Source organism: Bradyrhizobium sp. S3.2.6, from assembly GCF_040546885.1.
GTDB lineage: Bacteria > Pseudomonadota > Alphaproteobacteria > Rhizobiales > Xanthobacteraceae > Bradyrhizobium > Bradyrhizobium cytisi.
In genome coordinates this window covers 725,747-746,096 of sequence record NZ_JBEPOS010000001.1, presented here as the reverse complement: position 1 = coordinate 746,096, position 20,350 = coordinate 725,747, and the positions used below count along the sequence as shown (strand labels likewise).

Below are 20,350 nucleotides of genomic sequence, written 5' to 3'. Positions count from 1 at the left end.
CAAGCCGGAGGCAACATGGCCGAACGTGGTTAAGCGGTTTCGCATAGCACCCGTTATGGAATCTTTTCGGGCTCGCGCAAGCCGCGTGCCAGCCTGTTTGGTGGGCAAACGCATGGCTCTGGCGAAACAGCCCAAGCCATGTGCCCAGCGCATTAGGGATTCGTTAACGCTCGCCCCGGTTGAGGTCGTGTGTACACGAACGATCAAAAACGGCGAGATTCGGCTACACCGAAGCTCGCCTAGGCCTTCGGATTGACCGAAGTGCGGCCTTTGACTGAAATTCTTCGGAGACGGTTAAGGTTAATAGAGATGGTTAACGGCCCCGATTTCCATCCGATCGGTCTCAGGTTGGAGCATTAAATCAAAAGGCGGCGACTCCATTTGCTCCACCCCAAGCCAATCTCGCCGCGCTCGCGAGACGAATGCCTTTTGATTAAATGGGAAAAACCCTTATCGAGTGAGGTAAGTGAGGCATCTAGACTAAGCTACGCGTACGAGCGGGAAATACATGTCTACATGGGCTCAAATGCCTTACTTGCCTTACTCACCCTCCGTCCGCCATTTGATCAAAACTCAATAGCTTGCGCACGGCTCGCGGCTCGCTAGGCTCCCGCCTCCATGGCACAGAATCGACGACCGGCGAGAGCAAGGCTTGCGCCAAAGAGCTTCGTCGCTCGACCTGCGAGCGTTGTGATCCACTGTATTCTGTCCCACCTAACGAACGCGCCGAGCGCCTTTCGACTTTCTCGGCTTTGCCGCGGGAACGCGCGGCAGCGCCTCAACGTCTCGCGAAGGCTTTTCCTTGCCGATGCGCTCGATTAGGAACCGCGACAGCGCTTCGAACGTGTCAAAGCGCTTTATCGTGTGGTCCTTATAGACCTCCTTCGAGAACCAGAACATGCGACGGCTGAAGGTGAGCCACGTCGAGGGCATCAAGACGTAGTCGAAGATTGCTTCGTTCTTCTCGTCCAGCCGGACCGCGACAACCCATCCCTTCGGCCACCTCACGCGGTAGTGCAGCGTCCAGCGCAGGGGCCGGTTTTCGTAGTTGCGGCATCTTGCGACCCGAAAGACGACATTCACGGCATTATCGATTCGAAGACATTCCGTCGAAGCGTTGAGGGTGGCATGACGACCAAGTCTCTCGAAGGCGTCTCGAAGCCGCGCAGCATTGCCAAGCTGCAGTGTGACCCATCGTTGATGCGCGGCGTACTTGTCAAACCAGCCTTGATTGCCGTTGTACCCGATGAGCCGATAGATGTTCCGCAACGAGCCGAAGTGCACAAAATACGAAGACATGGATGGCAGGCCAGAACTTGAATTGATGATCGTTTTACTGAGCCTTCCTTTCTTCATCAGGACCTTGCGAAGGCGAAGCAACATTTCTTCTTCGGGAATGCTGACACGCTCGTCGCCCATGATCTTTTGCACGCGCCGGAATACGTCGCGCTGGATGATGGGCTCGATGGCATCCTCATTTCTGATCCAGAGCTCCCTTGGGTTGCGCGTGACCTTGGCGCCAAGCTTCCTGCTTTTGCGATTGTAGGTCAAAACGCCAATATAGGCTTCGTTCCGGAGAAGCTCGCCGACCGCTTTTCCAAGCCACGGTTTCCCCTGGCTATTCATGATCCCTCGCCGGTTGAGCTCTCGGGCAATGGTCGCCTGCGATTGGTGACGGAGATACTCGTGGAAAATCCATTTCACGATTTCGACTTGATCGGGTGCCCCAAGGACGAGCTTGACGTGGTCGGTGAGCAAAGATTTGCGCTGCCCGACAGTCAAAATACCCTTCGGCCTGCATTGATCGTCGACAAGACGTCGTTGCAGCGCGTAAGCGGTAGGGCCGCCCATTTTGAAGCCGCAACGCGTCAGTCGGATAGACCCTGCAAAAACTTTGGCGGAGAGTTCCCGACTGAACTCAGCCGCCATCACTCTCTTAATGTTCTTCATGATGCTGGCGAGAAGGCTTCCGTCATTGTCGAATTGCTCCGCGCAATAAGCGACCTTGACGCCCGCCTTGCGGCAGACGAACTCGTAGTGCGCGCTCTCGTCGACATCCTGAAAGCGTCCCCACCGGCTCACGTCGAAGACAAGCAGATGAGCGAAGTCAGCGCGCCCCGATTGCACGTCCTCGACCAGTTCGGTAAGGCCAAGTCGGTTTTCGATCTTGAGGCCGCTCTCGCCCTCGTCACGATAGGTACGGACAATCGTTAGCTTGTGAAGTTCGGCGTAGGTCGCGATGACCACTGCCTGATTCTCAATGGAGTATTGCTGGTAGTCGGTCGACATGCGGACATACTGCGCCGCCCGTAGAGCTTTTTGCGACTGAGGCAGACGGTTCGCATGCACGACAAGGGCGTTCGCCATGTTGCCTCCAGGCGGCGATATCGTGTCGCGCCCTTTGGTACATCTCGAACCATTTAGGCGCGTCATGAGGTCCCCGCCACCGAAAAGTGTATTCGGAAACGGTCAACTTCTATGTCGTATTTCTTGAAAACACGATGCGGCCTGCGAAGCGCGCTGCATCATGGGCTTGTCCGCTTCTGTGAACCTGAGCGGACAGTCATGGCGCAAGGCGCGGCGGTGCAGTCTTTCGGTGTACCCTCTGCGTGCGCTACTTTTCGCCGACCTGGTTGCCGATCATTCGGGAGTTCAAAGCTCACATAGACCTTGTACTCGCGCGATAGTTGAGCTCTGATCGTCACGGTCTGCATGACATTCCTTGGGTAGGGGGAGATAGTCGTGGCGTGGCAGGGCGCAAATGGCTTGATCGCAGCGATCGCGATTGCAACCGTCCTTGTTGCGGTTGGACAGTTTCTAGATAAGTACCACATCTCATCGCGAGCCAAGGAAAAGGCCCGACTGATGTTGGTACGTTGGTTTGTAGCTTTAGACGATCTCACGATCCCCGACCTGCCTCGGAAGTTGTTGATTGTGGTGCTGCGACCGGACAAACGATTAAGCCTCATACTCCTTTTTGTACTCTACGCTCTCTACCTGCCATTCTGCCTGATCTTGCTGGTTAGCTTTCTGCTGGAAGGTGGACTGCTCGGCATAGCTATAATATTCATGATAATGAGCGCTCCATATGTCCTTTTCGAACCAGACGTCGATCTGTGGAAGAGGCTTGTTGTGGCTGCATTTCTTCTGTTCTTCTTCCTCATAGTTCCCGCGCTCTGCTTTATGATCCTCCGCATTCCGTTCCGCAGACTGTACAACAGCGACAAAGCGTTGATTAGATTCTTAAGCCCATTTGCAGCCGGCGCAATCTTAGTGATTGCGATTGCGGCCATGCTTGTCGCACTCTCTCTGTTTGACGCCGAGGACGTTGCCACATCGAGTCTCATACTAGCGACGACCTTACCGGTGATGTTCTTGGTGTTTTTGACATTTGCGCTGTTGGTCGTGAAGCTGTTCGTCCAGTTGACCCGAAAGACTGCGATGGTTGTGTTTCAGGCAGCATCCGATCCACAAAACTCACCTTTTAGCTATGCCGCTGGATTTCTTGGGCTGATCGTTGTTGCCGTGAAATTCTTTGTGGGAGAGAAGTAGGTGCCTATCCGGGCGAATGTCCTGCGGTCCGGCGGATTCATATGCGGCGCCTTTCCTTCGTCGCAACCATGTCGGCTTTTGGCCCCTTAGCGGACCTGCCCGGGTTGCTGGCTCATGCCGGGTTTACGCCGAAGCGGACATTCCGTTTTGTGGCGGATCGAGGCATCGTAGCAGCTCCGCTTCTACACCTTCGATCCCATCGAGCTCCACTCGCGACAAAAGATCGAGCGTGACCACCGACGGCAGACATGCCGGCCTTTTTTTGTGGATTCTCTTTTAAATGCAGAGGGATTTGAGCATCTCGTTCGTCGAATTTTTCGACCCCTAATTGCCAGTTGTTTAATTTCGCATTCGGCGCGAGAATCTTGGCACACAACGTGAGCAGATCGCCAATGGCGCAAGCCGCAACCAACGCCGTCGCCGTTTCGCAGGTTGAAGCTGCACGGATGCTGCGGATCAATCGCCGAAAGATCGCGGCGGCTGTTCGCAGTGGTGAGTTGCCCTTGCATCAATTGGCGGGCTCTTGCGCTAGCCGGATTCTCGTCTCGGCTCTGGAAAACTGGGTCAAGTCGTGGCCGCGGAAGCCACGGGTCCGGTTGAGAAAGGAAGAGACCGATGTCCAATGATTTTCGCGATGCCGTCTTAGAATGCGAGCCGTTGCTGCAAAAGGCGGCCGTGCGGCCTTCGGCCGTAGCGGAGTTTCGTGAACTGTATGCGCCGCTCTTCAGGTGCACGTTCGATCCCGCCACGGGCAAAAACGAGCTGCTCTACAGTGGCGACGATCCGGACTTTCGAGGCCTGATCCTCGAAGAAGCCGTGCCCATGCTGAAAGAGCTCAAGCCGCATTACTTCTACTCTGAAGACCTTATCGACGATGCAGAGGCGGCGTTCGGAGCGAAGCCATCGCTCGCGGCCCGCGGCAAGTTGATGAAGGAAATCGGAGAGCCAGCCTATTACGACATGGCTCAGCGGTGGGGCAGCGATGGCGTCAGCCTCAAGCCCGGCGCTCGTCCCGATGCCGCAACGAGAACAGAGAAGGATGGGAGTCCGCGTTCTCACTCCGAAAAGAGGGTGTCGGAGAACAATCCGTGGTCTAGCGGCCACTGGAACATCACGCGACAGGGCGAAGTCGTGAAGGCGCTGGGTCTCGTGGCAGCTCAGGGCATCGCTAAAGCCGCGGGCTCCTACGTCGGGGCCACGAAGCCGGTCCGCTAGGAATCCAACCGAAGGTAATGCCGGAGCCTGTTCGCGAATCATTCTGCTTCAGCGGAGACTAACCCATGGTGGTCCGCTGATAGGGCGCCCGTTGACGATCTCCAGTCTTAGACGGGCGCCCGCCCTTGCTCCTCCGATCACAAAGGCAGTTTGCAATGTTTAACATCATGGATCAGGTCGGCCGCCTACGCCGCGACATCACAGCCGAAGAGCTGGCTACGCTTCCCGAAGCCGAGAAGGAAATCGTCCCGCGCTACATCGCCGCTGCACTCGATGCGGAGGAGGCGTCTGATCTTGTACGCGAGAAAGAGCGCGCTCTTCGGCAATGCTACGGGAACGAAGATGAAATTATCAGGGCCTCGCAAGGCGCCGACAAGCCGTCCCACATTGACGCGTTGAAAGCCGTCATCGCCGCAAACCGGCACAAACTTGGGGCGGCCGGGTGAGTCGTTGGAGACTTCGCATCCGACCGCCTCGTGTTCTAAGGAGTCCATCATGCCCGATCTCTCGAAGCTCAATGACAAAAAACCGTCGCACTGGACGGACAGCGGAGAACCTTCGCTCGCGGCCGTCAAGGCCATCGCCGGCCGCGCTGTGACGCGTGAAGAGGTGCGGGCCATCGGTCGCATGCGCGGGCAAGCTTCCGCCGCAAAGTCCACGCGCAATTCCACGGTTGAACTCGCGGAGGCCCGCCTCGCCACGGCGGCGGCCATCCAGCAGCTCGCCGCCGCGAAAGCAGCGATGAAGGAAAAGAATGCTGCATTCGCGGCGGCACTAGCCGAATTGCAGCGCGTCTCGCCGCTGCCTTCTGTTGAGGATGGAATTCGCGAACATCTTCGCCGAACGGCTGTGCACGAAGCGGCCGGTAACGTGGTTCAACCGGTTGAACCGAAGTTTGCCTCCAAATTGGATGCAGTGTTGTCCGGCGCTCCGCGCCGCGGCGGCGGTCGCGATGTCACGGGTAACACGCGGCGGGTGCGGAGCATCCGCGCATGAAGCGCGAGCCTGAGTTGCTTCAAACACTTGTAGACGCAATCGCCGAGTTCGGCTCGATTAAGAACGCTTGCGGCGTCTGTGGCGTGAGCAACGGCGCCTTCTTCAATTGGTGCAAGCAATCCGCTTTGGACGGTGGTGAAGAATTCATGGTTTCGATCGGCGAGGAGCCGATGCTCTTCCACGAAGCTGTGAAGATGGCTCAGCGACAAGTGTCATTTGAGATACTGGAGAATTTCCGGCTCCGGCTTCTCCGAGGGACCGACGAGGTGGCGCGATTCCAAGGCAAGACCGTATTTCGCAGAGACCCCGCTCTCGACCATTTATCCGATCGGGATTTGGAGGACCTCGGAATCACGACACGATATCTTCGCGATACCGCCGGGGAGTTCATCCCTGAGGTCATCCATCACGAGCCCAGTGTCCAAGGTGTGCTCGCCTTTTTGGCCGCGGAGTTTCCCAGGCAGTGGGGAGCTAAGAGCACCGTGGAGATTAATCAGCGGTCGACCGGGGTTCAGGTTGTGAAGCATCAGTATGCACAGCCGAAACCATTGGCGGTGCCCGTACACGAGGTCACGCCCGTTGCTGCGATCGAGGCGCCAATCGTTGATGTCGAGCCTGATGACCTCAGCGATATTCTTGGCGAAGAGCCGGTCACAGAATCCGCCGAGTCGTTGGCAGTCGCCGAAAGCGTCAAAGCGCCGCCGGTCGCCGAGCCAGTTGCGGCTCCGCCAGTCACCGGGCCGGCAGTACCGGTGAAACCGCTCACCGACCTCACCCGTGATCTGCTCGATCGGCTCGCACGGCGGCCGGGCGCCGATCGTGCGGCACCCGTCATGACGCAGCCGGTCTTCCGCCCTGAAGCTGACGACCTCGACCCCCGACGAACAGGCGCTGGATCGGGGCCGCCCCCAGGCGCCATCAAGGTGGTCTAGCGATGGGCGATGACATCTTTGCAGATTTGGCGGGAGGCGGGGCGGACGACGGTCCGCTCAGCAATGCCACGTCCGCAGCCTCTGCTTCGGTGTGTGTGCTCGTGGTTCCGGAGAAGGCGCCATGGGGCCGTGCGCTGCATGCGGAAGAGGCGGCCTATTTGAAGTCCGCTCATATTCCTCAGGCCATTTTTGAGAGTGTCAACCTCGATACGGGCGAAACCATTTTCGAGAACGAAATGGAGTTCCGGCGTGCGATGGATTCGCTCGTGCCTGTGAACATCGACGCCGCCTTGACATGGTGCGGCGAGCGCGTCGGCGCCGTCTACGAAGCGCACCGCGACGAGATCGAAGCAGCCCATATAGGCGAGGTGCCTCAGGCGCCCGGTGCTGATGCTGTGCAGCCACGCGCCCGGATGCCTCACACAACGGGTCGACAGGGTCGAGGGTCGTAAATGATCGGTGCCTTTGACATGCCATGGACAGCGCGAGAGCACGAGTTGGTGTGTGCGATCCTACGTACGGACCGAGTTCTACGCAGGGACCGCGCGGGCCTCCCGGAGGAACGCGTTGCCGCGGCCCGGCTGTTCGTGACCGAATTTCTCAATTGGTATGCCGGAATTTCCGCCGATCTGGCCCTCGATGCGTACCGTGCGGGCTATTTGACCGTCAAATCCGCGCAGTCCGCCGGCATCGTTCCACCGGAAGCGCACTGGAGATGCGCGCGCCGACTCGCTGGAGTCGTTTGCGGTGCTCCGGAGCTATCTGGTGCCGGGGCGCGGATCGCCTCCCAGCGACTCTCAAAATAGCTCTGGGGGGCCTTCTGGTGGATCCAACTTACGCTGCGAAGTTTAAAAAGGTTCCTTCGAGCCTCGAAGATAAATCGAACGAACTTTAGAGCCCACTGTGCTATTGTTCAAATGCTTGATCGCCGAAGCCGGACATGGGTCCGCGCGTGCTGCATCCTCCGCAGCTAGGGACAGATCAGCTTCCAAATGAAAACCCAGAATCAAAAAGGCCGCCGGGCTCTCGACTTCCCGACGACCTTTGAATGAGTGCACGACGACCTTGCCGGGTCCCGTGCGCGATGAACGCGAAGTGACCGCATCCATGTCTTCCAACTACAAAATCTCAGAATCAGCGTCAACGACGATCACTGCGAAGTTCGAAAAATCTTCGCGGTGCGCGCTCGCATGCGTATGTGTCAACCCAGCTGGTCCCCCACGGCACAACAGCGAAGGGGACTGCTATGGCTAGTTCAATATCTATCGCTAGGCTTCGAGCCGAGCTTGATGATCTCGAAAGCAGGATCAATGCCGGCGATACAAAGTCCGTCACGAGCCTGATGCATCATCGCGCGAGCAACGAGTATTTCGGGGCGCTCCGAGACCGAAGCTTCAAAGACTTTAGGCGCATCGAGGACGGCCCGTATAGCCAGGGGCGTTATGCTGCCGCGCATCGCCTCGCCGCCAAAACAAAGAGCCACCTCGCGGCGATCGAAGACCTCCATGATCTCGGCGTTTGCTCGGCTCGCGAGCGCTGCGAAGCGGCTGCGGCCGAAGAGCGCGCTGGAATGATCTATCAGGCTCTCGCTGAAAAGCGATCATGGCTTCGGGAAGGTAGGGGCCACCGCGGCAAGCGGCGCGTCGTGTCAGATGGCTGCGTCCGCACCGGCCGATACAAGACCGTCGACGGCGTTCGGATTCCGATCGTGAGGGATGTGCGATGATGTTCACAGCCTTCATGCAAACACGCAATGTCACGAACTCGCCGCGTGGCGCCTTCCTCGCCGAGATGAAGACCCTGATCAACGCTGGGGTCTTTCCGCCCGCTAGAGAGTGGTCGGAGCTGTATCGGTTTCTGAGCCGCCGCCACGCGTCTGACGAAACCATCTCGCTCGCCCGCCAGCTTTGGCGCGAATACAGAAAACTCGAATCTGCCGGAGCTGCCGCATGACGCAGGCCATCATGATCCAGCCGCACGATCCCGGCAGCACGGCCAAGCTGTTTCGAGACATGCGCCGACCCACGTTGATCAACCACCAAGACGAATGGTTGATTTGGAATGCCGCGGCCTATACGTCCGTCGTCGACGACACGATCCAGTCCGAGGTCCGCAGCTTCCTCGAAGCCTGCTCGGTCAAACGCATCAAGGAAATCAGCGGCGATACCGTAGAAGAGGTCGCGATCTTTCGCCCGAAGCGGAACGATGTCGACGAGGTCTATAAAGCACTCAAGGATAATTTCCATGTCCCTCCCGAGACGATGGAGCCGCCCTGCTGGCTTGACGGTAAGGATCAGCAATATGCCGGCCTCGATCCGCGCAATCTGATCTCGTGCAAAAACGGGCTTGTTGATATCGCAACGCGCGAGCTGTACCCGGCTACTCCGCAGTTTTTCACGCGAACAAGCCTCGACATCGAGTTCAACCCGAATGCTTCGCGGCCAGATCGCTTCCTTCGCTTTCTCGCCGAAGTAACTGCCGAGCGTCAGCCGCTGATGGACCTGTTGCAGGAGATGACCGGTTACCTCGTCAGCGGCGACACATCATTGCAGAAGGTCTTTTTCTTCCGAGGCAAGCGCCGTGCCGGTAAGGGCACGATCCTTCGGACGTTGGAGGAGCTGATTGGTAGGAAGAATGTCGCGACCCCGACCATTCGCAATCTGCCCAGTCAATTCGGGATGCACAGCTTGATCGGGAAGCCGCTTGCTGCGATCAGCGATATGAATTGCGACAATGCTAATGCATTGAGCGAAGCCGGTAGCGTGATCAACGGCATCTCCGGCGAAGATACCCAGACGATTCCGAGAAAATTCCATACCGACTGGATCGGGAGGCTGGGGGCGCGCTTTCTCCTGATCAGCAACCGCATGCCCAACTTCGGAACGAACACCGATGCGTTGGCCGCGAGGCTGCTGATCGTTCCCTTTGATGTCTCATTCGAAGGCCGCGAGGACTTCGATCTGGACAGCAAGCTTCACGCTGAGCTTTCCGGAATTCTGAACTGGGCGCTTGACGGGCTAGACACACTCAAACGCCGCGGGCGCTTCACCGAGCCGGAAGACAGTAAGGTTTCGAAGCGCAATCTTTTGCTGCAATCCAACCCTGTGCACGGGTTCGTCGCCGAATGCTGCAAGGTGGAAGCGGGGGCGGAGACAGATAAGGACGTCCTGTACGATGCATTCAAAACGTTCTGCCGTCGAAGCGGATTCAACATCACGAAGACGAAGCCAAAGTTCAGCCAAGACCTCTACGATCTCTTCAACCTCGATGATCGACGACGCAACACCGATGACGGTCAGGAGCCCGTTTACACAGGCATTCGGTTGAGCGACGAGCTGCTGGCGGATTACTTCATGGTCGACCGTGACCTCGTCGAGTTGGGCCTTGGCCCTTTCCACTCGCTGAAGGTCGACAAGCGCGGCTGGCCGATGCCTCGTGATGGCGGGTCTGATTTTATGTGAATGATACGCCTTTCCGTCTAGCGCTTTCGGGCCCGCTCGCGGCGGCTCCTGATCGAAGCACGCTGAGCGCGGGCAAGCGCCTTTGCTGCATCCTCCGTACGGTTCTTGGTCGCCTCGGCCGATTGTGCAAGGGCCGCCTCCATCTCCGCTTTAAGCGTGCGGCCATTGAGGCCAAGCAGCTCTATCAGGCGCTTGCTCATGCGGTTCTGCTCCTCACGCATCTTCGGGCCGTTGGCGAGGATCAGCGTGGCAATGTATTTCTGCGAAATGCCTTCGGGGGCGTGCCCCATTAAGAAGTGGCGGATCAACTCGTCGATGCCGAGATCGGCCGCAACGGTAGAATAGGTGTGCCGCAGCATGTTGCCCCGTGCTGGCAAATCATCTCGGTGCCCTGCCTGCGCGCAACCCGGAAACATGAGCGCATCCGGCGCAACCGAGTAACCCAACTCTTCCGCTGCCTCACGAGCCATTTTCAGAGCGGCGACGATCTCCTCGCTAACCGGGATCACGATATCTTTGCCCGCCTTTGCTTTTGCGATTACAAGCGTGCGCTCATTGTCGGCATAAGCTTCCCATCGCAGCCGGGCCAGTTCGCCGGGCCGCGGCCCGACTAGCAGCCCGATCAAGTGGTAGGCTTGGCGGATCGCGTTGTCGATCTTCTGCCACGCCTTCAACCATGCGGGGAAGCTCTTGAACGGCAGCGCATTTTGTTTTGCGCTTTCTTCGTTGAATTCCACGGCGGACGTAGGTAGGCGCTGCGGGAGCGATACGTCGAGCCGGGCAGCCCGTTTGTAAGTCGCACGGATCACGCGGGCGCAATGGTTTGCTGACACCGGCCCGTTCTTCTTCGTCACCTCCGCATGCCACGAGGAAACGGCGCCGGGGCTCATAGCCATTTCCGCAAGCGTCCACTTCGCGAACTTCGGCAGAATGATCCCGTCGCCAAGCTTATTGACGTTGTAGTACCAACGCGGCGGCTTTCCGCGCTTCTCCGCCTTGTTCTTGAGATATTCGAGATACGCCGCAAACGCGATCTCGAACCGAATTGAGCTACGCTTGTTCGGAGCCGCGTCGCCGGTATGCACATTGCCGACCGCGATCTCTGCGGCTTTGCGCGCATCCTCCGTGTTCATCATCGGCCATTCACCGAGTGTCCGGAAGATGGTGGTCCGAACGCCTTTCTCGCGACGGCGGCGCCTGAAGCGCCAGACAGTCCGATTGGCGCCGACGAAAACGAACAGGCCCTTTACGATGCTGTCCGGGTACTCGACGCCTTCTGACCTCTCCGCCTCGCTACCGACGTTCCTGCGATCGGCCACGTCGCTGTCAGCGAATTCCCGGAGCGCTTCAATGTGGTCATCTGTGAGCTTCCGCGGCGCTCTCTCGGGAGCTTTGCGAACCTTGCGAACCGCCAATTTTCGTGTGGCCATCATGTGGACAGTTTCCGGCTTTTGGACCGGCTCCCGCGCTGTGCGACAGCGTGATGGGTAGCACGAAACGCCTTAAAAATAAGGGATTTTGACGATTCTCGCGGAGTTTGGCGGTTTGAGGTAAACGGCGATTTTATGCTTGGGAAGCTGCCGTTCTACCATTGAACTACGCCCGCGGATGCGCGTGTCCCGCGTCCGTCCTGATTAGCCGAGACGGTGTCCGGCGCCAAGCGCTTTGGCGCGTCAGGCCGGACGGTTGTTAACGTCCTGGTAAGATTCCAGGTGCGCCGGATTGTGGCGGTGTTATGATCGCTGCCGGGTTGAGGAACGTACAGCGTGTGGGGCGTGCGCATGGTGGGGCGTGCTTACGCGATATTCGGCACGGCCATAGGCCGTTGCGGCATCGTCTGGAGCAATTCCGGCGTCGTGGCCGTGCAATTGCCGGAGGTGCGGGAGATCGACACCCGCCGCCGGATTTTTCAGGTCCATCCCGAGGCGCGCGAGCAGGCGGTCCCGCTCAACACCGAGCTTGCGATCGAGGGCATCCTGACCTTGCTGCAGGGCAGCGATCCCGACTTTTCCGACGTCAGCCTGGACGCCGGCGGCGTGCCCGCCTTCGACCGGCGGGTCTACGAATATGCCTGCACCATCCCGCGCGGGGAGACGCGCACCTATCACGAGATCGCCAAGGCACTGGGCGCTTCGGGCGCCGCGCATTCGGTGGCGCAGGCGATCTCCCGGAATCCCTACATGATCATCGTGCCTTGCCACCGGGTGATCGAGGCCGGCGGCTATGCCGACCGGATCTCGCCTTACGGCGGGGTGATCTCCAAGCGGCGGCTGCTGGCGCTTGAGGGCGCTCATCCGATCGCCAGCAAGACGCTGTTCGAGGTGCTGCTGCCCGTTGCCCCGCCGCGCTCACCCACCTAGATAGGTGCGATGGATGCGACCACGCTGCTGACGTCACAAGCGATGACGGTCTCCGAGTTTCGCTGCGACGCGGGACCGGGCGACAAGCCGTTTGCCGAGTGCCGCACCGGTCATTCCATCGCCTATGTCCGCTCCGGGAGCTTCGGCTGCCATTGCCGCGCCGGCTTCTTCGAGCTGGTGGCGGGATCGCTGCTGGTCGGCGCGCCCGGCGACGAATACACCTGCACGCATGAGCACGTCTGCGGCGACGTCTGCCTGTCGTTCTTCTTCAGCGAGGAGCTGGTCGAGGCGCTCGGCGGGCGACGCGAGACGTGGCAGGTCGGCGCGACGCCGCCGCTGCCCGAGCTGATGGTGCTGGGCGAGCTCGCCCAGACGGCGGCAGATGGCAACAGCGACCTCGGCCTCGACGAGATCGGCCAGATCCTCGCCGGCCGCTTTGTCGATATGGTCTCGGGCAAGCCGCGCAAGCCGGCTACGCCGACCACACGCGACCGCCGCCGCGCGGTCGAGGCGGCATTGTGGATCGACGACAACTCGCATGCCGAGATCGACCTCGAACAGGCCGCGCGTCTCGCCGATCTGAGCCCGTTCCATTTCCTGCGGCTGTTCTCCAACGTGCTCGGCGTCACCCCGCATCAATATCTGGTGCGCTCGCGTCTGCGGCACGCGGCGCGCCTGCTCGCTGACGACGACATCGCGGTCACCGACATCGCCTATGACGTCGGCTTCGGCGACCTCTCCAACTTCGTCCGCACGTTTCATCGCGCCGCGGGCGTGTCGCCGACCAAGTTCCGGCAGGCTGCGAAGGGCGAGCGCAAGATTCTCCAAGAGCGGCTTGCCCTCAACTGACTAGGGTCGTCTCCGGCGCGCGCCACCACGCGGCGCGCTTTGCAATGGAGATGACCATGTACGACCATATCGGACTGCGGGTTGCCGACCTCGACGCCGCCACGCGCTTCTACACGGCGGTGCTGACGCCGCTCGGTTATGTCCTGTGCTCGAGCGGCGACGGCTATGCCGGGTTCGGGCCGAAGGGCGAGCCCGCGCTCTGGCTGCACCTGAACAAGGGCCGCAAGGCAGACGGCGCGCATATCGCGTTTCGCGCCGGGGATCACGATGCGGTAAAGGCGTTTCACAGCGAAGGCCTGAAGAGCGGCGGCCGCGACAACGGCGGCGCCGGGCCGCGCAAGGATTACAGCCCGACCTATTACGCGGCGTTTTTGATCGACCCTGATGGCAACAATGTCGAGGCGGTTTGCGTGTGAACGCTCACTGCGCACGAGATTTCGTAGGGTGGGCAAAGCGAAGCGTGCCCACCAAATGTCGCGCGACGATGCCGATAAATGGTGGGCACGGCGCGTTGCGCCTTTGCCCACCCTACCTTCTCAATCAAGGACACCTCCATGGCCTCCATCCACAACGACGTCCCCCTCTCCGCCCCGGCCTGCAGTGTCTGGGACGCGGTACGCGATTTCGGCGCGCTGCATCGGCGGCTGGTGCCGGGCTTTGTCACCGCTTGCCAGCTCGACGGCGATGCACGCTTCGTCACCTTCGCCAATGGCTCGGTCGCACGCGAGGTGCTGGTCGATTGCGACGACGCGCGACAACGGCTGGTCTACGCAATCAACAGCGAACGGCTGACGCATTACAGCGCCTCGGTGCAGGTGATCGCCGACGGCGAGGCGAAATGCCGCCTGGTCTGGATTATCGACATGCTGCCGAACGAGCTCGCGCCTTACGTTCAGGGGCAGACCAGGGAGGCCGTGATCGCCATGCGAAAGGCCTTCCCGCCTCCGGCTACGTGATCTTTCTCACAGAGCCCCGCTCTCGTCAGCCGTAACCATGGCCGCGTGCGTCCGGTTGGCCTCGCTCTCCCGGCGACGCCACGCACGCGAGGAGCATGCCATGAGAGGTGCGGACAAGGTGATCTGCCAGGCAGCCGCAGTGCTGCTGCTGTTTTCGGTCGCGAGCACGCCGGCGAAGGCGCAGTTCCTCGGCGGTGGGGGTACCGGCGGCGAGGACATGATGACCCAGATGGCGCCGATGCTGGAGATGATGAAGGCGAAGATGGGCAAGCGCCGCTTCGCCACGCTGATGCAGACCATGGGCCCGATGATGAGCCGCATGATGGAGAATGGCGGCGGCGGGCTCGGTGGCGTGATGGGTGGCGGCGGTATGGGCGGCGGGTTCGGCGCGCCCAATTACGGTGGCTACGCACCGATGGGCGACGGCGATATCACGGGCATGCTGGGCGGCGGCGGCGACATGATGGCGATGATCCCGCAATTGATGCGGCTCGCCAATCTCGGCGGCGGCGGTCATCGCCGCCACAAGCATCGCTAGTCTACAACCGACAGCGCCGGACGCACGGCCGGCTTCGTCGCGCGCGGCCCCCAGCGGGTCAGCACCACGCTGGAGCATGACAGCAGGCCGAGCACGACCATCGAGCTTGCGGCCAGCCAGAAGAAGTTTTGCGCAGTGGCGTCATGCGTCGACAACCACCAGCCGCAGGTCGCGATGTAGGTCAGTCGCGCCGTCTGCGCCAGCACCGGGCCGATCACCTTGGCCGCGCCTTGCGACGAGAAGTACATCGTCGAGGCGAGGCCGATGAAGGCGTAGAACGGCGCCACCGTCGAGAGATATTGATGGCTGGTCGCGCGCACGGTGGCGCTGTCCGTAAAAATGTTGACCCAGAGGTCGGGGAACAGCGCAACGAGGCAGGCCGGCGCGCCGACAGCGACGAAAGCACTCGCGCCCGCGATCCAGGCGATGCGCCGGGCGCGGGCGATGCGACCGGCACCCACCGCCATGCCGATCATCGGCACCGACGCGATGCCGAACGAGAATGCGATCGAGGTCAGCAGGAATTCGAGCCGCGCGCCGATGCCATAGCCGGCGAGGATCGCAGTGCCGAATTTGGCCAGCATGTGGGTGAAGATCGAGATCGTCAGCACCGATTGCAGCGGCGAGAAGCAGGCGATCGCGCCGACCTTCAGGATGTCGAAGAACATCGCCCACTGAATGCGAAGCCCGCGCAGTTTCGGCACGATTCGTGCGCGGCCGGAGAACAGGAACCAGCCCATCACGCAGATATTCATCGAATAGGCGATCAGCGAGCCCGCCGCGACACCGCGCATGCCGAACTGCGGCACGGGCCCGAGTCCGAGGCCCAGCGTGCCGCCAAGCACGACCTGCATGACCGCGGAATTCAGCATCAACAGCGATGGCAGCTTCATGTTGCCGGTGCCGCGCAGCACGCCCGCCATGGTGTTGAGAAGCCAGGGCAACACGGCACCTCCGAAAAACACCTGCGTATAGGCGATCGCATGCGTCAGCACTTCACCACGGCCGCCGAGCATCGTGAGCACCTGGGGTCCGAAGATCAGCATGCCCAGCATGAAGACGACGCCGAAGGTGATGCCGATCAGGAGCGCATGCGCGGCCAGCGTCCCGGCACGCTCGCGATCGCCGGCGCCGAGCGCACGTGCGATGGCCGAAGCGACCGCGCCGCCCATGGCGCCGCCGGACATCGTCATGGTCAGGATCACTGTCGGAAACACCAGCGCCATCGCCGCCAGCGCTTCCACGCCGAGACGCCCGATATAGGAGGTCTCGGCGATCACCACGCAGGTGCCGGCGGACAGCGCGACGACGTTCGGCCAGGCGAGACTGAGCAGCGTGCGCAGGATCGGCCCATCGGTCAGCGCGCTCCGCATCGGGCGCGGAGGCGGCGACAGCGGACGTTCCTGCTCATCGACCGGGATTTCGGCGATGTCCGTCATTCCCTCTCCCGGGCAAAAGCGCCGTTTGCGGCGCAGCAATGCATAGGTGTGCTAATCTATTTCCTCGCGCGGAAGGCGCGATAGGTACGTGTTAGCACGACAGGCCCCGATTCCTCCTGCGTCAGGTGCAGGCGTGCCCTGCGGCAGCGCATTTCAAGTGGTGGAATTACCCGACCGTCCAGACCAGCGGCGGCCGGCCGCCTGCTGTCGGACGCAAATGCACCCGGATGTGCCGGCCGCATCCCGCAGCGAGCCCTTCGAACAGCCCTTCCAGCACCTTCGCGCAGGCACGATGATAATCGGTGACGTCATCCATCAGCGTCCAGCTTTGCTGGCTGATCTCGATGCTGCCTTCGGACGTCGTGATCTCCGCTGCGTCGTCCTGCGCCGCGAACAGCCCCTTGAGAAACGATGCGAACTCGCTCGCGCCACCGCGTGTCGCCGACAGCGCGGCTGCGACCTCGTCGAAATACTGCATGCCGATCAGCTTGCCGGTGAGGTGCAGGAGATAGCCGGCATCTTCCGGCCCGAATAGCTGCACCATCACGGGCGCGGCGGTGCGGACATATTCCATCGCGTAGTTGCGATAGGCCTTTTCAAGCCGCGGCCTCGGCCAGCTCGCGACAGGCAAAGCCGGGGCGGTCTTCGCGTCGAACAGCGGTGCTTCGAGATGCCGAGCGAACACCAGGCGCTGGTCGAGCTCGAGCGGATGGTCGTATTGATGATAGTAGCCTTCGAGCCCATCCTGCCCATCAACGCTCTGCTTGGTGCAGACGAAGCCCAGGCGGAGATCGCCAAGCGCCGCACCGTTGTTGGCGTGCCAGCCGCGCAGCATCGCGCGCGAGACTTCGCCCGGCACGCCGCAGATCGCAGCGCCCTTCCAGATCCAGCGCGGCGGCGGATAGCGGATCCAGGCTTTGGTGTCGCTCTCATACATGTATTCGACGTGGACGCCGCCGATCCAGTTGGAGAGATAGTGATATTGCGCAGCCGCCACCGCCGGCGGCAAATGGCTGAGCCCTAGCTTTTGCAAGCCGGGCAGAAAGCGCTCCTGCTGCTGGCGGCGGAACACGCGGAAGACGAATTCGGCCGCGTCCGCCGTACCGCGTCGGGTGACGACGGTGAGGATCAGGCCGGTGAAATAAGCGTGGTAGAGGTCGGCGACCGCGCGCCAGCGTTTCCATTGAGCTTCTTGCGCGGAATCTGGTGCGGCGGTCATGTTCGCTCCCAGCTTGTTGTTTTGCGGGAGTGTGTCATCGCGGATGGGACGGCGCAACCGGACACGCACTCGCTGTCATCGCCCGGCGGAGACCGGGCGATCCAGTATTCCAGGGACGGCTGTGATTGAATCGATGGGCCGCAGTGTACTGGATTCCCCGCCTTCGCGGGGAATGACGGCGGAGGACGCGGATGCAGCTACACCCGAAAGTGCTTGCTCAGCTTCAGGCCCTGCGCCTGGTAGTTGGAGCCGATGCGCTGGCCGTACATGGCGTCGGGGCGTGACAGCATCTTCTCGTAGACGAGGCGGCCGACGATCTGGCCGTGCTCGAGGATGAACGGCACTTCGCGCGAGCGCACTTCCAGCACGGCGCGCGCGCCTTGGCCGCCGGCGCCGGCATAGCCGAATCCGGGATCGAAGAATCCGGCATAATGCACGCGGAATTCGCCGACCAGCGGATCGAACGGCACCATCTCCGCGGCGTAATCGGGCGGTACCTGCACCGCCTCCTTCGACGCGAGGATATAGAACTCGCCGGGATCAAGGATCAGGCTGCCATCGGGACGCGCCGAGATCGGCTCCCAGAAATCTTCCACCGCATAGCCGGAGCGACGATCGACATCGACCACACCAGTGTGGCGCTTGGCGCGGTAGCCGACGAAGCCCGTGCCCTTCGCGCCCGAGAGATCGACCGAGACGGCGACGCCGCCGGCAAGATCCGCATCGTCGACATCGACGAGGCGCTCGGACGCATGTAACGCATCGAGCTCGTCGGCGTCGAGGATGGCGTCACCGGTGCGGAAGCGCACCTGTGACAGCCGCGAGCCCTCGCTGACCAGCACCGGAAACGTCTTCGGGCTGATCTCGGCATAGAGCGGACCGTGATAGCCGGCGCCGATCATGTCGAAGCGGCGGGTGCCGTCGGCGATCACGCGGGTGAAGACGTCGAGCCGGCCGGTCGAGCTCTTGGGGTTTGCGGCAGCGACGATCTCCGGCGGCAACGCAAGGCTTTCGAGCAGCGGCACAATGTAGACGCAGTTGGTCTCCAGCACCGCGCCGTCGGCGAGGCTGAACTCGTGCAGCTTCAACTGGTCGATGCGCTCGGCAACGGTGGCGCCGGGGCCGGGCAGGAAGCTCGCGCGCACGCGATAGGCGACGTCGCCGAGGCGCAGGTCGAGGCTCGCCGGCTGGATCTGGCTTTCGACGAAGTCGTAGGCAGGCAGGATGAGGCCCGCCTCCGCCATCGCCGCGATCATGCGGTCGGGCAGGATACCATTGGCGTCGGCGGCAACCGTGAACGTCAATCGGGGGTCCTCGTCAGGGGTCGGATGCATCCGGACATGCCGAAGATACAGTTTTTTACGGCTAGCCGATGGCTGTCTTGACGGAAAGGGCATTGCGGAATATGAGCATGACTTATCCCGTGGTGATTTGAGCCGGCCGGCTTGCAGCCACGTTAAATAAGTCGCTAAACAGGCCGGGGACCTCTGTGATCCCGGCCCGTGGAGATATCCAGGCCGGTTTTTTTGTGACCATTTTCGATGGTCACGCAGAGGAGATCCTATGTCGAAGTCCCCGGCGTCCACCACGCAATACCGTCCCGAAACCCGCCTGGTTCATTCCGGCACCCTGCGCTCGCAATATGGCGAGACGTCGGAGTCGCTGTTCCTGACCCAGGGCTACGTCTACAACAGCGCCGAGGAGTGCGAGGCGCGGTTCAAGGGCGAGGACCCCGGCTTCATCTATTCGCGCTATTCGAACCCGACGATCGCGATGTTCGAGCGCCGCATGATCGAGCTCGAAGGCGCCGAGGCTGCGCGCTCGGCGGCAACAGGCATGGCCGCGGTGACGACCGCGATCCTGGCGCCGCTGAAGGCCGGCGATCACGTTGTGGCATCGCGCGCGCTGTTCGGGTCGTGCTTGTACGTCATTCAGGATCTCTTGCCGCGCTACGGCATCGAGACCACGCTGGTCGACGGAGCCGATCTCGACCAGTGGCAGCGTGCGCTCAAGCCGAACACCAAGACGTTCTTCCTGGAGAGCCCGACCAATCCGACGCTCGACGTGCTCGACATTCCCGCGATTGCCGAGATCGCGCATAGCGGCGGCGCGCGGCTCGTCGTCGACAACGTGTTCGCAACGCCGATCTGGCAGAGCCCGCTCGCGCTCGGCGCCGACGTCGTGGTCTACTCCGCGACCAAGCACATCGACGGCCAGGGCCGTTGCCTCGGCGGCATCATCCTGTCCTCGGAAGCCTTCATCGCCGAGCACATCCACAACTTCATGCGCCAGACCGGACCGTCGATCTCGCCGTTCAACGCCTGGGTCCTGCTCAAGGGCCTGGAGACGCTCGGCGTGCGCGTGCGCGCGCAGACGGAGACCGCGGCGCGCATCGCCGACGTGCTGGCGAGCCATCCGAAAATTTCGCGGCTGGTCTATCCCGGCCGCGCCGATCATCCGCAGGCGGCGCTGGTGAGGAAGCAGATGCGCGGCGGCTCGACGCTGGTCGGCTTCGAGGTCAAGGGCGGCAAGCAGGGTGCGTTCCGCGTGCTCAACGAGCTCAAGCTTGCGAAGATTTCCAACAATCTCGGCGACGCCAAGAGCCTCGTCACGCATCCGGCCACCACGACGCATCAGCGACTGAAGCTGGAAGATCGCGCCGCGCTCGGCATCAGCGAAGGGTTTATCCGCTTCTCGGCCGGGCTCGAGCATGCGGATGATCTGATCGAGGATCTGACCGCGGCGCTGGAGAAGGCGTGAGGCGCGCCAAGGGCTCGGTCTCGTAGGGTGGGCAAAGCGAAAGCGTGCCCACCATTCACGACCTCGATGCCGA

At 61.4% G+C, this 20,350-nt stretch carries 20 protein-coding genes and 1 riboswitch; of the genes, 14 read left to right on the top strand and 6 right to left on the bottom strand.

The window, feature by feature from the left end; all coding sequences use genetic code 11:
• Positions 1 to 714: 714 nt before the first annotated feature.
• Positions 715 to 2,367, bottom strand: coding sequence for a recombinase family protein (locus ABID58_RS03455; RefSeq protein WP_354031531.1), 1,653 nt, complete (start codon positions 2,365 to 2,367; stop codon positions 715 to 717).
• Positions 2,368 to 2,742: 375 nt separating this feature from the next.
• Here ABID58_RS03455 and ABID58_RS03450 point away from each other — a divergent pair, with 375 nt between their 5' ends.
• The 6 genes from ABID58_RS03450 (at position 2,743) to ABID58_RS03425 (ending at position 7,147) form a co-directional block, all read left to right on the top strand.
• Positions 2,743 to 3,552: a hypothetical protein gene (locus tag ABID58_RS03450; protein ID WP_354031530.1), complete on the top strand. Its 810-nt coding sequence runs from the start codon at positions 2,743 to 2,745 to the stop codon at positions 3,550 to 3,552.
• 615 nt (positions 3,553 to 4,167) lie between these two features.
• On the top strand, positions 4,168 to 4,767 hold the full coding sequence (locus ABID58_RS03445) for a hypothetical protein (RefSeq protein ID WP_354031529.1): 600 nt from the start codon (positions 4,168 to 4,170) through the stop codon (positions 4,765 to 4,767).
• Between the two features lie 155 nt (positions 4,768 to 4,922).
• On the top strand, positions 4,923 to 5,213 hold the full coding sequence (locus ABID58_RS03440; protein WP_354031528.1) for a hypothetical protein: 291 nt from the start codon (positions 4,923 to 4,925) through the stop codon (positions 5,211 to 5,213).
• Between the two features lie 49 nt (positions 5,214 to 5,262).
• Positions 5,263 to 5,763 carry a hypothetical protein gene (locus ABID58_RS03435; RefSeq protein ID WP_354031527.1) on the top strand — a complete coding sequence of 167 codons (501 nt, stop codon included), beginning with the start codon at positions 5,263 to 5,265 and terminating at the stop codon, positions 5,761 to 5,763.
• A complete protein-coding gene (locus tag ABID58_RS03430) occupies positions 5,760 to 6,695 on the top strand; it encodes a hypothetical protein (protein ID WP_354031526.1) in 936 nt (311 codons plus the stop codon). The genes ABID58_RS03435 and ABID58_RS03430 overlap by 4 nt, the downstream gene beginning before the upstream one ends.
• Positions 6,696 to 6,697: 2 nt before the next feature.
• A complete protein-coding gene (locus tag ABID58_RS03425) occupies positions 6,698 to 7,147 on the top strand; it encodes a hypothetical protein (protein WP_354031525.1) in 450 nt (149 codons plus the stop codon).
• 803 nt (positions 7,148 to 7,950) lie between these two features.
• Here ABID58_RS03425 and ABID58_RS03420 read toward each other — a convergent pair.
• On the bottom strand, positions 7,951 to 8,202 hold the full coding sequence (locus tag ABID58_RS03420; RefSeq protein ID WP_354031524.1) for a hypothetical protein: 252 nt from the start codon (positions 8,200 to 8,202) through the stop codon (positions 7,951 to 7,953).
• 215 nt (positions 8,203 to 8,417) lie between these two features.
• Here ABID58_RS03420 and ABID58_RS03415 point away from each other — a divergent pair, with 215 nt between their 5' ends.
• Together ABID58_RS03415 and ABID58_RS03410 are read left to right on the top strand one after the other, a co-directional pair.
• Positions 8,418 to 8,648: a hypothetical protein gene (locus ABID58_RS03415; protein WP_354031523.1), complete on the top strand. Its 231-nt coding sequence runs from the start codon at positions 8,418 to 8,420 to the stop codon at positions 8,646 to 8,648.
• Entirely contained in the window at positions 8,645 to 10,156 is a 1,512-nt protein-coding gene (locus ABID58_RS03410; RefSeq protein WP_354031522.1) for a DNA primase family protein, read from the top strand. Before ABID58_RS03415 ends, ABID58_RS03410 begins: the two co-directional genes overlap by 4 nt.
• Before the next feature lie 17 nt (positions 10,157 to 10,173).
• Here the strand turns inward: ABID58_RS03410 and ABID58_RS03405 are convergent, their stop codons facing one another.
• Positions 10,174 to 11,589 (bottom strand): integrase arm-type DNA-binding domain-containing protein, encoded by a 1,416-nt coding sequence (locus ABID58_RS03405; RefSeq protein WP_354031521.1) that lies wholly within the window; start codon positions 11,587 to 11,589, stop codon positions 10,174 to 10,176.
• Positions 11,590 to 11,937: 348 nt separating this feature from the next.
• Between ABID58_RS03405 and ABID58_RS03400 the strand changes: the two genes are divergently transcribed.
• The 5 genes from ABID58_RS03400 (at position 11,938) to ABID58_RS03380 (ending at position 14,859) form a co-directional block, all read left to right on the top strand.
• Entirely contained in the window at positions 11,938 to 12,516 is a 579-nt protein-coding gene (locus ABID58_RS03400) for a methylated-DNA--[protein]-cysteine S-methyltransferase (RefSeq protein ID WP_148754486.1), read from the top strand.
• 9 nt (positions 12,517 to 12,525) lie between these two features.
• The gene (locus ABID58_RS03395) at positions 12,526 to 13,365 is read left to right on the top strand and encodes a helix-turn-helix transcriptional regulator (protein ID WP_148754488.1); all 840 of its coding nucleotides are present in this window, start codon (positions 12,526 to 12,528) and stop codon (positions 13,363 to 13,365) included.
• 56 nt (positions 13,366 to 13,421) lie between these two features.
• Positions 13,422 to 13,781, top strand: coding sequence for a VOC family protein (locus ABID58_RS03390; RefSeq protein WP_187435227.1), 360 nt, complete (start codon positions 13,422 to 13,424; stop codon positions 13,779 to 13,781).
• A 138-nt stretch (positions 13,782 to 13,919) separates the two neighbouring features.
• A complete protein-coding gene (locus ABID58_RS03385) occupies positions 13,920 to 14,321 on the top strand; it encodes an SRPBCC family protein (protein WP_354031520.1) in 402 nt (133 codons plus the stop codon).
• 100 nt (positions 14,322 to 14,421) lie between these two features.
• Positions 14,422 to 14,859: a hypothetical protein gene (locus ABID58_RS03380; RefSeq protein WP_354031519.1), complete on the top strand. Its 438-nt coding sequence runs from the start codon at positions 14,422 to 14,424 to the stop codon at positions 14,857 to 14,859.
• Here the strand turns inward: ABID58_RS03380 and ABID58_RS03375 are convergent.
• From ABID58_RS03375 to ABID58_RS03365, 3 genes are all read right to left on the bottom strand, one after another.
• Positions 14,856 to 16,298 carry an MATE family efflux transporter gene (locus tag ABID58_RS03375; protein WP_354031518.1) on the bottom strand — a complete coding sequence of 481 codons (1,443 nt, stop codon included), beginning with the start codon at positions 16,296 to 16,298 and terminating at the stop codon, positions 14,856 to 14,858. The genes ABID58_RS03380 and ABID58_RS03375 overlap by 4 nt on opposite strands.
• A gap of 166 nt (positions 16,299 to 16,464) precedes the next feature.
• Positions 16,465 to 17,517, bottom strand: coding sequence for a hypothetical protein (locus tag ABID58_RS03370; RefSeq protein WP_354031517.1), 1,053 nt, complete (start codon positions 17,515 to 17,517; stop codon positions 16,465 to 16,467).
• A 197-nt stretch (positions 17,518 to 17,714) separates the two neighbouring features.
• Positions 17,715 to 18,851 (bottom strand): 2'-deoxycytidine 5'-triphosphate deaminase, encoded by a 1,137-nt coding sequence (locus ABID58_RS03365; protein WP_502916373.1) that lies wholly within the window; start codon positions 18,849 to 18,851, stop codon positions 17,715 to 17,717.
• 79 nt (positions 18,852 to 18,930) lie between these two features.
• Positions 18,931 to 19,010: riboswitch (SAM riboswitch) on the top strand.
• A 70-nt stretch (positions 19,011 to 19,080) separates the two neighbouring features.
• Between ABID58_RS03365 and ABID58_RS03360 the strand changes: the two genes are divergently transcribed.
• Entirely contained in the window at positions 19,081 to 20,277 is a 1,197-nt protein-coding gene (locus ABID58_RS03360; protein ID WP_354031515.1) for an O-succinylhomoserine sulfhydrylase, read from the top strand.
• Positions 20,278 to 20,350 lie beyond the last annotated feature (73 nt).